Here is a 12,412-nt window from a genome sequence, read left to right on the forward strand (position 1 = left end):
ATGTTCTCCAGGTTTTTTATTGATCGACCGGTGTTTGCCTGGGTGATTGCACTCATCATTCTGCTGGGCGGGACGTTGGCATTCAATCATCTGCCAGTGGCGCAATATCCATCCGTAGCCCCCCCGGCCCTTGCCATTACCGTCATCTATCCCGGGGCCTCGGCCCAGGTGGTCGAGGAGACGGCATCGGCCCTGATCGAGCAGGAGATGAATGGCATCGACAACCTGCTTTACATGGAGTCCGCTTCGGAGATCGGCACCGGCACGGTGACACTGACCTTTGCCACCGGCACTGACCTCAACCATGCCTCGGTGGAGGCGCAAAACCGCATCAAACGGGTCGAGGCGCGCCTGCCGGACGATGTGCGCCGCTTGGGCGTGACGGTGAACAAGACGGTACGCAACTATGTCATGTTCGTCGCCATCTTCTCGCCCGACAAGAGCAAGGATTTTATTGCCCTGGGCAGCTACGCCGCAGCCAACGTGTTGGAACCGATCCGGCGTGTTCCCGGTGTGGGCGAGGCGCTGCTGTTCGGCACCGAATACGCCATGCGCATCTGGCTGCAACCGGACAAATTGCAGGGCTATCGGCTCGCGCCCGCCGATGTGGCCAAGGCCGTGCGTGCCCAGAACGTTCAGGTCGCCTCCGGTGAGTTGGGTCAATTGCCGGCCTCGCAAGGGCAGGAACTCAACGCGGTGATCGTCACCAAAAGCCGCCTCTCTTCGCCTGAAGAGTTTGGCAACATCGTCGTGCGCACCCAGCCGGATGGTTCCACGCTTCGCGTCAAGGACGTGGCGCGGGTGGAGTTGGGGGCGCAGGATTACAGCGTTTCTGCCCGCCTCGATGGTCAACCCACCGCCGCCGTTGCGATCCGTTTGTCCCCCGGGGCCAATGCCATCGATACGGTGCGGGCGGTCAACGCCAGGATGACCGAACTGGCAAAGTTTTTCCCGCCGGGCATTGCCTGGATCGTTCCTTACGACACTTCGGAATTTGTCAAGATTTCCATTCGCGAGGTGGGTAAAACTCTGGTGGAGGCCGTGTTTCTGGTGTTTTTGGTCATGTATCTTTTCCTGGGCAACCTGCGCGCCACCCTGATCCCGATCATCGTTGTGCCGGTGGCCCTGGTGGGTGGCATGGTGGGATTGTATATATTTGGTTATTCGATCAATGTTCTGACGCTGTTTGCCATGGTGCTGGCCATTGGCATCGTTGTGGACGATGCCATCGTTGTGGTGGAGAATGTCGAACGCATCATGTTCAGCGAAGGATTATCCCCCCGGGACGCCACCCGCAAGGCGATGGATCAAATCGTTGCGCCCATCGTTGCCATCACGCTGGTCTTGTCGGCGGTGTTTGTGCCGATGGCTTTTTTCAGCGGGGCGACCGGGGCCATCTATCGCCAATTTTCCGTTACCCTGATCCTGACCATCCTTTTTTCGGCCCTGATGGCCCTGACACTGACACCGGCGCTCTGTGCCAAACTGCTCCGCCATCGACCAGGCCATGCCATCCCATCGTCGCCGGAAGCGTCCGGTCGGTTCAACCATATGTTCAGCCGATTCACCCACGGCTATGCCTCCTGGGTGGGGCGGGCCATGCGCACCGCTGGGCGTTATCTGTTCATTTATGCCGCGATCATGGCCGCCACCGGTTGGTTGTTCACCCGGTTGCCGGGCAGCTTTTTGCCGGAAGAGGACCAGGGCTACTTTCTCAACATGGTCCAGTTGCCGCCGGGCGCGACCCAGGAACGAACCTTGGCCGTGCTGTCCGCCATGGAGAGGCATTACCTCAAACAACCAGAGGTTGAGCATGTTATTGGTGTTGCAGGTTTTTCCTTCTTCGGACGCGGCCAGAACGCCGCCCTGGCCTTTGTCCGCCTCAAGGACTGGCAGGGCCGACCAGGCGAGACGAGCAGTGCCAGGGCATTGGTACACAAGGCCAACATGGCTTTTTTTGGCATCAAGGAGGCTATGGTTTTCGCCATCAATCCGCCATCGATTCCGGAGCTGGCAGCGACGGGCGGTTTTGATTTTCGTCTCCAGGATCGTGGTGGTCAGGGACGCGAAAAACTCCTGGAGGCACGCAACATGATGCTGGGCATGGCCGCAAAGGATGCCCGTCTGAACGGAGTCCGTCCGGAAGGCCAGGATGCTGCGCCGCAACTGTTCCTCGATATCGACCGCATCAAGGCCCAAACCCTTGGGGTCGCCATGGCCGACCTCAACGATACCATGCAATCGGCTTTGGGTGTGGCCTATATCAACGATTTTGTACGTCAGGGGCGCATTCTGCGGGTCCAGATGCAGGCCGATTCCGACACCCGCCGCAGTATCGAAGAGATTTTGCGGCTGCCGATACGCAACGACAAGGGTGGGATGGTGCAACTGTCCGAACTTGCGACGCCGAGTTGGGTGGTGGGTGCGCCCAAGCTGGATCGCTACAATGGTCTGCCGGCGATGAAAATCGCTGGTGCTCCCGCTCCGGGACGCAGCACCGGGGAAGCGATGGCTGCCATGGAGGAGATTGCCCAAAAATTGCCTTCCGGGCTTGGTTATGAATGGTCGGCGACCTCCTATGAAGAGCGTCTTTCCGGCGCCCAGGCCCCCTTGTTGTACGGCATTTCGCTCCTGGTGGTGTTTCTTGTTCTGGCCGCTCTGTTCGAGAGTTGGTCGATCCCGTTTGCCGTCATGCTTGTGGTGCCGCTGGGGGTGTTTGGCGTCGCGGTTGCCGTCGCGTTGCGGGGGTTGCCCAACGATGTTTATCTCAAGGTCGGTTTGATCGCCATCATCGGTCTTGCTACCAAAAATGCCATCCTGATCGTCGAATTTGCGGAAAAGCTCCAGGAGCAGGGCAGGGATCTTCTCGATGCCACCCGTGCCGCTTGTTCCTTGCGTTTCCGGCCCATTCTCATGACCTCCATTGCCTTTGTGGCCGGGGTCACCCCCCTGGCCATTTCGACCGGGGCCGGGGCCGAAAGCCGCCACGCCATCGGTACAGGCGTGGTGGGCGGCATGATCGCCGCAACCGTATTGGCCGTATTTCTGGTTCCGGTATTTTACATCGTCGTGCGGCGTATCTTTCCTGCCCGCGCCAAGCCTGCCATGGGGAGCGACCATGCATAAACTTGTCCTGCGAACCCTGCCGACGGTAGCCCTGTTGCTTGCCGGATGCTCCTTCATGCCGGTTTACGAGAGGCCCGTCGCCCCCATTGCCACAGAGTGGCCAGAGGGAGCCAGAGCCGAGGGAAGGCAGACCATGGTTGGTCTCTCCTGGCGTCAGATGTTGCCTGATCCAGGCCTGCGGATCCTCATTGAACTGGCCCTGGAACACAACCGGGATTGGCACGCGGCCATCGCCCGCGTCGAGGAGGCTCGCGCCCTCCATGGCATCACCCACGCCGATCGACTGCCCGGCGTGAGTCTCAACGCCTCCCAGGCGGCGCTCCTCACCCCTGCCGATTTTTTTCCCGCAGCACGGGCGCAAACCAGCAAACGTTACGATGTCGCCGCAAGCGTGACAGCCTTCGAACTTGATTTCTGGGGACGGGTGAAGAGTCTGGACACAGCGGCCCGGGCCGGTTTTCTTGCCACGGAACAGGCGCGGGAGGCCTTCCGCCTGGTTCTTATCGCCGATGTTGCCTCGGCCTTTTTCACCCGGCAGGAGGCGCATGAACAACTTCTTCTGGCCCGTGCCACGCTGGACAACCGCCACAATTTTCTGACCCTGATGCAAAAGCGCAACGAGGCGGGGCTGGCCAATGAACTCGATGTGCGCGTTGCCGAGGCTGCCTACGCCGCCGTGCGCGCCCAGATCGCTGCGTTGGAACAGAGCCGGGCCCAAGCGGAGAACGCCCTTGTCCTGCTGGTCGGGCAACCGGTGCCGGATCTGCCTGCCGGTCGGCGACTGGCCGAGCAAAATCAGCCGCTCGATCTCGCAGTGGCGCTTCCTTCCGCCGTATTGACGAACCGCCCCGACGTGTGCGCTGCCGAGGGGCGCCTCATCGCAGCCAACGCCAACATCGGTGTCGCTCGCGCTGCTTTTTTGCCGCGCATCAGCCTGAGTCTTGCGTTTGGCACGGCAAGCAACACCTTTTCCGGGTTGTTTGCCTCTGGCAGCGGTGCGTGGAATTTTGCTCCCAACCTCACCCAGCCTTTGTTTGATGCCGGACGTAACCAGGCTGGGGTCGATCTGGCGGAGGCGCGCAAGGTCGTGGCGGTCGCCGAATACGAAAAGGCCATTCAACTGGCCTTTCGCGAAGTGGCCGATCTTCTGGTCGCTCGTGACCGGCTTGCCGAACAACTCCGTGCCCAGGAGGATGCGGAACGGTTTCAAGAGGATCGTTTGCGTCTGGTCGAGGCCCGTTCCCTGTCCGGGGCCATCAACCACCTTGACGTTCTGGATGCCCAACGCGAAACCTTCGCCGTCGCCCAGGACACGATCCGCATCCGCAAGGCCCTGCTCAGCACCGCTGCCCAGCTTTACAAGGCGCTGGGTGGCGGCGATGAGAGGAGGACGGAAAACCTGTCCAGTTTATGACGCCCCTTCCGTTTGTTCTCCCATCTCCCCGACCGTCGCTTCCCACACCTCCCCCTCCCGGACGATATCAGGAATCTGATTGGAGCGGCGGGAAAAAACAGCCTGGCGAACCCGTTCCGCAATATCCACCAGAGGGGAGGCGTAGGGCTCGCACATTTCCATGACGGCATCGCAGCGCACGACGATGGAGCGGGATTGGTAGGGGGGTAATTGGGTGATGGCGCGCAACTCGGCCATGGCGGTTTTACGCAATTCTGCCGGGAGGGGTGGTTGGGTTGGGCTGGCAGGCGGTTCTGACCGCTGCTGGAGCAGGCGCGCCATGACAGGCATCAAACGGCACAGATCCACGGGCTTGGTCAAGAACTCCGTCATGCCGGCTTCTTTGGCCTCGTTTTGTTTCTCCAGAAAGGCATCTGCCGAGATGCCTACGATGGGAATTTCCCGGTCCAGATGCATGCTGCGAATGCGCCGTGTCGCTGTCAGGCCGTCCATGACGGGCATGTGGAGATCCATGATGATCAAGTCTGGATCCACCTGTGACAACATTTCCAGGCACTGTGCGCCATTTTCGGCCACGGTGGGGACCAGGCCGACTTCGTGCAGGGCCGACAGGAGCATTTCCCGGCTCAAGGGATTGTCCTCCACGAGCAACAGACGGACGTGGGTTGGGAATTGGTAGGCGTTCCAGGCTGGCTGGGTTTGGGTGGTCTCTTTGTTGTCGGGCTCGATCAGGGGGAGTCGCACGGTGAAGGTGGCGCCCTGGCCTTCGGCGCTCTTGACGGACACATCCCCTCCCAGCAGCGAGGCCAGGCTCTTGACGATCGACAACCCCAGGCCGGTGCCGCCGTAGAGGCGGGTGGTGGAACCGTCGGCCTGTTCAAAGGGCTGGAAAATCATTGTCTGTTTGTCCAGGGGAATGCCAATGCCCTGATCCGCCACCATGAGAAGAATTTTATCGGCATCGCGAAAAATGCCCACCTCGACGCGGCGTCCCAGGGGGGTAAACTTGATGGCATTTTCCAGAAGGTTGGTCAGAATCTGGTTGATCCGGGTTCGATCCGAGCGCACCAGACGGGGAATATCGGGCCCCAGGCCATAGCTCATCTGGACCCCTTTGCGGATGGCCTGCTCCTTATGGACGTGAAAAATACTCTGCAACAGCAGGCGCAGGTCGATGTCCTCCATGTCCACATGCAGCTTGCCTGCCTCAATTTTGGCGAGATCCAGGACATTGTTGATAATTTCGACCAGGTTTTCTCCACTGACGAGAATATTTTCCAGGTGTTGGCGGAAACGGAGGGGAAACTGCTCACGATTTTTGATCAAAATCTGGGAAAATCCCAGGATGGCGTTCAACGGGGTGCGAATTTCATGACTGACATTGGCCAGAAAACGGGTTTTGGCCTGATTGGCAGCCTCGGCGGCATCTTTCGCCTGTTGCAACGCCTCGTCCACCCGTTTACGTTCGATGAGACCGGCCAAGGTCTGTGCCACGGTACGCAGAAACTCTTCTTCATCGGCTTGTTGTGCATGACCGGGGGCGAGGTAGAGATTGAGAACGCCTAGTATCCCCTTGGAGGAGCCAATCGGGACGCAATAGTGTCCATGATCGGGCATGCCATCAAAGCACACTTCATGCTCCGGGGTGAGATTGGAGCAAAAGACAATCTCATCTCCCAGGCTGGCGCGCCCACAAAGGCAGTATCCAGAAGGTACGCGGCGGCAGGTGGACAAGATGGGTTCGTCGAGACCGCGTTGGGCAATCATGACCAGTTCATGGGTCGTTTCGTCCACGAGAAACAAAGAGCCTTTGGACTCGATGGAGAGCCACGGGGCCGATAGCACCATATCCAGAGCCACCTTCAACTGCTCTGCCAGGGAGAGGGGTACGAGGGCGGTACGGAGCAGCGCACTGATGGTCAAGCGTGATTGCAGGTTGCGTCGGTTGCGCTCCTCAACCTGCAACCGTTCCGTGGCATCACGAAAAATGTATTGTAGAAAGGGCTCCTCGCCATGGGTGAACCTGCCCACGCCGACATCCACAGGGACAGATTTTCCGTGCCCGTTCACAAGGTACAGGGGCTTGCCCGGATCTGTTGCGGCATGATTGGGGTCGTCTGGGTTTGTTGTCAGCCCGTTATGGCCTGTTGGACCGGGTTGCATGAGGTCATGCAACTTCGTGTGCAACAACGCATCCCGATTTCTGGCCATCAAGTGGCAGGCCGCAGGATTGCAGTCCTTGATCTGGCCCAATTTTTCGTCAACCAGAAAGATGGCGTCCAGGGAGTGTTCAAAAAGGTTTCTGTAGCGGGCCTCGGCATGGTGCAACTGAACCCGGGCCTCATGGATGGTTAAATGGCGTTTTAACCTGGCAAGAAGTTCTTCTGATTCAATTGGCTTTACGAGATAATCGTCTGCTCCCAGGGAGAACGCCCGAGCTTTGCCCAGGACACTGCGTCGCCAGGATAACACAATGACAGGCAGATCCCGTATGAACCGATGCTCCGAAAATTGGGTCAACACCTGGAACCCGTCACCACCGACTGTCATCAATTCGATCAGGATCAGGTTTGGCAGATAGGATTCCACAGTCTCCACGGCCTGCTCCAGATGCTGCACCACATGCAGGTCGAATCCTGGTTGCCCAACCAGGGTTTTGCGTACCAGGTGTTCGACCCACGGATCATCGTCGATCAAGATGATCCGGAACCTGTCCGGCGAGACTCCATTCATGCGCTGCACGATACACCCCGATTTTGGTCAATCCTCTCCCACAAGCATGCGATAGGCAAAAGCCCCTCCCTGTGGGGCCTCGATTTCAATGCAATCCGTCAAGACCCGGTGCAGGCGGCGATTCTCTTCGCCCTCCTGGGAATCCGGGGTCAGGGCGCACCCTTCCAACAATTCCAGACGCACACACTTTTTTTGCCCCTGCAAAAATTCTGCTGTGTGGTCATCGATCCAGTGCAACGGGTGGTGCAAAGTCTGCCGTATGGCTTCGTTGAGATCGACACAAAATTCGTTGGCAACCCGGTGCCCAGGTTGCACATCGATATAGCGGATGGTCAGGGTACGGTCTTGCAGGGTGATCCGTTTTGAAAAGGGTGGATCCTGGTGAAAGACCACCCCTTCGCGGCCATGCAGGCGCGCTTCCCGATCCATGGCCAGATGGTTGCGAAACAACTCCAGGGTCCAGGTCGGTGCCGGGGTGGTTCTTTGGTAAGACCACTCCACGGTATGGGGATGGATGGGGGTCATGCGATAGGAGTTGAAATGGTCTGGGTAATGCCACGTCACATCGTTGCCTGTTCCACTCCGGGGGGCAGCCTTTTTACCGGATGTTCCACGGCTTTGGTGCACGTCACAAGCGATGTAGGCGTGATTGGGCGTGTAGACGGTATTTTGCATGACCTCGCCGGAACACATGCGTGTGTTGCCGTGTTGAGGATCATCGGCCAAAAACGGATAGCCTTTGAAGGTGCCGCTGACGCAACAGGGTATGCCTCCCAGCATGGTGAACAGATGGGTGATACGTCCTCCATTTTCGTCCATCACTACCAGAACCTTGCGGTTGTACAGGATGGCATTGGGGGCCATGTCCCGATCCCAGTGCAGGGGGGACTCCAGGATGGGACGATCCCGGAATCTTTCGGTGCGCCACTTCAAGTTACGGTAGCGCATGAAACGCAACTGCTCGATGACGGGCCCCTGGTTGAGAAATGTTGCCGGATCTTCGCTGGTGGCGGCCCATGTGGCCCAGACCGCTGCATTCAGGTAGACCTGGGCGTTGCGGGATTGAAGAATCGCGGCGATGGCGGCATCGTCGGGTTCATCGACATCCCGGCGTTGATTGACATCCAGGCCGCCACGGATGCCGAGAGGTTGTTTGTTCCAGATGGCTCGGTGCAGAGAAAAGCCGTATGCCATGCGCGCCAGGTCATACAGGCGGTTGTGATAGGCCGGCGGCCAATCGAGTATGGCAAACTCCATGCTTTGGGAGATCTCTTCCAGGGTTTGCCCCAGCCAGAATGAGGGAAATATTTTCCAATTGTCATACCAGGCATCCAGGTGAAACTCTTTGCCATAGACGTCGCGGGTGGTGACGCCGCCCGGATCCAGCTCGGGAGAGATGGACGACTGCATGTTGATGGTTCCAACACACTCGCTGTCCAGATTGAGTTGTGCCGAGGTCATCGCCTGGATCCAGGGGTGAGCCGCGATCCACTCCAGGGCGCTTTCAAAAGCCAGACGACGGTTGATGGCACAGGCTGCGCCGGGTTCGGTCACCCAACTGTTGCCTGAGACCCGGCTGGCCGATTCGCCGTGAATCAACAAGTGGTGCCGGCGCGACGCCAGGTTGGCGGCAAAATAGAAAAGTTTGCGCCGCAGGTCGCGATGAAGTTTGCCGCGCTGTTGTTCCCGGACGGAAGCGGTCAACATTTTTTCCCGCAACTCGTCGTCGATGAACAACAGGTAGAGACCTGTCTCCCGATCTTGCCACACATAGTGTTCGTCGAGGTGAATCCCATGGGTATGGCTGCCTGGCTGTATCGATTCCCGATAGGGCCAGAATCCTGTAGAGCCGTCCACGACGAGAAAACGGACCTGTTCGGCCCGCTGCAAAGCGCGAGTTACATTGGGGATTTGCCGATAGAAGCGTCCTTCCGGCACGAACACATCGTTGCATTTTCCCAGCACGCTTTGAATCAGTTCGATGCCGGATTGGATGGTGTGACGGTTGGTCTCTTCCTGGAAATAGGGCAGAAAGTGCCCGCCATTTCCGGCGATGGTGGGTTCCAGGCTTCCGTTCGCCACGGCTTTCTTCAAGGCTTGCAACGCTTGCGGGTACTCCCGAGCCAAAAGGGTCAAGATCCCTCCATTGAAGGACCACAGGTGTGGTAGACCGAGGCGTTGGAAGGTCTCCAGAGTCAGCAGATAACCGCTCCCGATCTCTCCTTCGGCGCTGTTGGGATGGCTGCTGCCGAGGGCGCGTTCGTCCCGCATGGCCATCTGGGCATGGGTACGGGGTGGAGTGTAACCAGCGTGGGGGAATTCAAACAGATCATCCAGCCCGTGCCGACAATCCTGGATGAACATGATCCTGGCCCTTCCGGACCGGTGCCTGTTTTCCAGGTCGAAGCGCTCTCCTCGCCACCAGATGTGGTCGATCTGACCGACATCTTGACGCGGGATCGATATGACGACGGTATCATTGAAGGGATTGATCAACGGGAGGGTGGGGAGCTGGCTGAGGTCAAACCCCTTCTGGGTCAGGTCGTACCAGTAGTGGCCGACGGCCAATTGAAAATGGCATCGTGATGTCTTGATCTCGACCAGGTCGGCGCGCAGGTGATGGAAATGTTCATCTTTCTTGTAGTAAAGGGCAAAGGCCTCGTCCATGGCGCCGTCGCTAGCCGCGATGACCAGAATGTCCTCATCGACAAACTTCGGCAGCGAACTGTACAGGGTGAATGGCCCCAGCCGATGGGAAGACTCTCCACGATGTTGGATGCGGATGTCGTATTGGACCTTTGTGTTGATCGGGATATCATACAGGATCGCCTCGTAGTAGCGATTGCCCTTCCGTTGCAGATTTTCCTCCATATCCAGGTACCAACGAGCCGTCTGCCTTTTGGCGACGCGCTCCACCGCGATGTCGTCTCGCGTGATGCCCCGAATGTGTCCGAGAGGGTTGTCCAGGTCAAACCCGATGTGGAAAGGCGTGGCATCGTTCAGGGATATTTCGATCACGACATCGACAGGCAGCGGGGGATCGGACCATACGCCGAACGGGAGGCAAAGGGTCACGTGTCCCTCTTCCACCTCCTCGGCTGACTCCCGGAAGTGTGGCAGAGTGTCTATCTCGAAATGCCAACAAACCAAGCTCATGCATCCCTCCTCGGCAACTAGCTCCGAATCTCCCACGCCATTCTGCACCCGACCACGCATGAATGCCAGATGAATCGGGGTCCAGGGGACCGGTTCCCAATGGGCAATGGGTACGTTATACCACGCAGGGCATTGACCCGTCGTTGTGACCAGAGAGGAAAATTCAGCCTGATGCGTTTCAAGGGTTTTCCTTACGATTTTTTTTTGCTAAGATGCGCGATTCCGGTGAACGGGATCTTGTCAACACGACAGATTGCAGACCGGGCTTTGATGGGCCGTTAGCTCAGTCGGTAGAGCAACAGACTTTTAATCTGTGGGTCGCTGGTTCGACTCCAGCACGGCTCACCAAATAAAACAAACAGTTAAGGCCACTTACAAGGTGGCCTTTTTTGTTTGGGGTTACGCCGGGGTTACGGAGTTGGTGCCACCCCACCTGTAAAGCGCTATTTTCCTTGGCACCGGTGTTCGCGCAGGTTGGCACCGATTTTTGATATTTTACTGCCGTCCTGAGACAGTTGAGCATGTTGGCACTCCCCCCCCCACACACCCTTTTCGACTCTTTCCGTGCCCAGCGTGGGCGGGGGCTTCCAGAGTGGCCGGCCTGGTGCTACTGCCCCATGGCCGGGGCCTATGCGGTGGTGTCCCGGGGCGATCCGTGTCCCATCACCGACCTCGGTGCCATGCTGGATGTCAGTGCCCTGTCGGCGATGGCAGCCTGGAGGATGACCAAGGGGATCTACCGCTACGACCCCGATATCTACCAGGCACTCATCACCACGCCCTTGTCTGGTGACCTGCCGTCCGAGGTGCTGTACCGCCTCCCCGAGTGGTGCCTGTACCTGGAGACACCCGGCCCGCCTTTTTTGGAGGAGACCATTCAGGGTGCATGGGTCCACCTGGAGTGGGACATGAATACCGCTCGCCACGAGCTGCGTATAGACCTGCAAAAGGTCACCCTCTGACCCACTCGGGATGCCCGGCATAAGAAATGGTACTGGATCAAAATCAAAATTGCGCAAAAAATGCATAAAAAATTCTTGACTCGCCGTACTCGATTTGCGTATACTATGCGCAACAGGAACAACAGCAGGAGCCGATGAAGATGGTCAAGAGCTTGAGCAGCCGGGAAGTGATCGAAGCCTTGAAGAAAGCAGGCTGGGAGCTTGATTCGATCAAGGGAGATCATCACCACTTCAAGCACACGACCTTGCTGGGGAAGGTCACGGTCCGGCATCCTGTAAAAGACCTGTCGCTCATGGAGATCAAATCCATCGAAAGGCAATCCGCTCAGAAGATCAGGTGAGGAGGAGAGAAAATGGAAATCAGACACTACGCAGCAGTGGTGTACCGTGGGAGTGATGGGTACGGCGTAGTTTTTCCCGACATTCCTGGATGCACCACACATGGGTATTCCATTCATGACGCGGCCATGCACGCTGAAGAGGCTTTGACCGGTCATATCGAGTTGATGGTCCGTGATGGAGATCCATTGCCGGATCCGACCACGCTGGATCGGTTGGATGAGGTGTTGCCTGAGTCGGAACCAGACGACGAACCAGAAATCACCCGCTTCCTGGTCCGTGCGGAAATTCCGGCGCGTTGGATTCGCGTCAACCTCTCCATGGCGGAAAACCTGGTAACCCAGATTGACCAGGCGGCCAAGCAGATCGGCATGACCCGCTCCGGATACATGGCAGAGGGTGCCAGGCGCATGTTGGCAGGGCAGTGATATCGCATCTTACCCAACGAGAGGCTCACCACTCTGGGACAGGATGCGGGGGAGAAACATCAAGCTGCCATGACCCAGGGAGGGTGCCCGGCATAGCGATGTAAACCCGATAAATCGGTTGGCCGGTTCCCCTGATCATCCAGATCCTCAAGATACAACAACATGGAGTCGGGCGCCGGCCTGGGACAGATCGTTTGGTCGTCAGGACCGGGAAGGGCGCCCTGCATGGCCACCACCAGCCAATCCAGATTATT

At 58.2% G+C, this 12,412-nt stretch carries 8 protein-coding genes and 1 tRNA gene; 6 read left to right on the forward strand and 3 right to left on the reverse strand.

All coding sequences use genetic code 11. The annotated features are described in order from the left end of the window. Positions 1 to 3,126, forward strand: a complete 3,126-nt coding sequence (locus HQL63_08065; protein ID MBF0176786.1) for an efflux RND transporter permease subunit — start codon at positions 1 to 3, stop codon at positions 3,124 to 3,126. Continuing rightward, positions 3,119 to 4,540 (forward strand): efflux transporter outer membrane subunit, encoded by a 1,422-nt coding sequence (locus HQL63_08070; protein MBF0176787.1) that lies wholly within the window; start codon positions 3,119 to 3,121, stop codon positions 4,538 to 4,540. The genes HQL63_08065 and HQL63_08070 overlap by 8 nt, the downstream gene beginning before the upstream one ends. On the opposite strand, the gene HQL63_08075 is transcribed toward HQL63_08070, so the two are convergent. Continuing rightward, on the reverse strand, positions 4,535 to 7,273 hold the full coding sequence (locus HQL63_08075) for a response regulator (GenBank protein ID MBF0176788.1): 2,739 nt from the start codon (positions 7,271 to 7,273) through the stop codon (positions 4,535 to 4,537). The two genes, HQL63_08070 and HQL63_08075, sit on opposite strands and share 6 nt — an antisense overlap. 27 nt (positions 7,274 to 7,300) lie before the next feature. Next, positions 7,301 to 10,429: a hypothetical protein gene (locus HQL63_08080; protein ID MBF0176789.1), complete on the reverse strand. Its 3,129-nt coding sequence runs from the start codon at positions 10,427 to 10,429 to the stop codon at positions 7,301 to 7,303. 272 nt (positions 10,430 to 10,701) lie between these two features. On the opposite strand from HQL63_08080, the gene HQL63_08085 reads away from it, so the two are divergent. The 4 genes from HQL63_08085 (at position 10,702) to HQL63_08100 (ending at position 12,158) form a co-directional block, all read left to right on the forward strand. Further along, positions 10,702 to 10,777 (forward strand) — tRNA-Lys (locus HQL63_08085). A gap of 173 nt (positions 10,778 to 10,950) precedes the next feature. After that, the gene (locus HQL63_08090; protein ID MBF0176790.1) at positions 10,951 to 11,391 is read left to right on the forward strand and encodes a hypothetical protein; all 441 of its coding nucleotides are present in this window, start codon (positions 10,951 to 10,953) and stop codon (positions 11,389 to 11,391) included. A gap of 134 nt (positions 11,392 to 11,525) precedes the next feature. After that, a complete protein-coding gene (locus HQL63_08095; protein ID MBF0176791.1) occupies positions 11,526 to 11,732 on the forward strand; it encodes a type II toxin-antitoxin system HicA family toxin in 207 nt (68 codons plus the stop codon). Positions 11,733 to 11,744: 12 nt separating this feature from the next. Beyond that, a complete protein-coding gene (locus tag HQL63_08100; GenBank protein MBF0176792.1) occupies positions 11,745 to 12,158 on the forward strand; it encodes a type II toxin-antitoxin system HicB family antitoxin in 414 nt (137 codons plus the stop codon). 59 nt (positions 12,159 to 12,217) lie between these two features. Here the strand turns inward: HQL63_08100 and HQL63_08105 are convergent. Further along, a partial coding sequence (locus HQL63_08105; protein ID MBF0176793.1) for a hypothetical protein occupies positions 12,218 to 12,412 on the reverse strand: 195 nt, incomplete at its 5' end.

The sequence above is a fragment of the Magnetococcales bacterium genome, from assembly GCA_015231175.1.
GTDB lineage: Bacteria > Pseudomonadota > Magnetococcia > Magnetococcales > DC0425bin3 > HA3dbin3.

Coding starts and splice junctions, on each gene's coding strand:
- HQL63_08065 (MBF0176786.1), top strand. CDS start 1: ATGTTCTCCAGGTTTTTTATTGATCGACCGGTGTTTGCCTGGGTGATT.
- HQL63_08070 (MBF0176787.1), top strand. CDS start 3,119: ATGCATAAACTTGTCCTGCGAACCCTGCCGACGGTAGCCCTGTTGCTT.
- HQL63_08075 (MBF0176788.1), bottom strand. CDS start 7,273: ATGAATGGAGTCTCGCCGGACAGGTTCCGGATCATCTTGATCGACGAT.
- HQL63_08080 (MBF0176789.1), bottom strand. CDS start 10,429: ATGAGCTTGGTTTGTTGGCATTTCGAGATAGACACTCTGCCACACTTC.
- HQL63_08090 (MBF0176790.1), top strand. CDS start 10,951: ATGTTGGCACTCCCCCCCCCACACACCCTTTTCGACTCTTTCCGTGCC.
- HQL63_08095 (MBF0176791.1), top strand. CDS start 11,526: ATGAAGATGGTCAAGAGCTTGAGCAGCCGGGAAGTGATCGAAGCCTTG.
- HQL63_08100 (MBF0176792.1), top strand. CDS start 11,745: ATGGAAATCAGACACTACGCAGCAGTGGTGTACCGTGGGAGTGATGGG.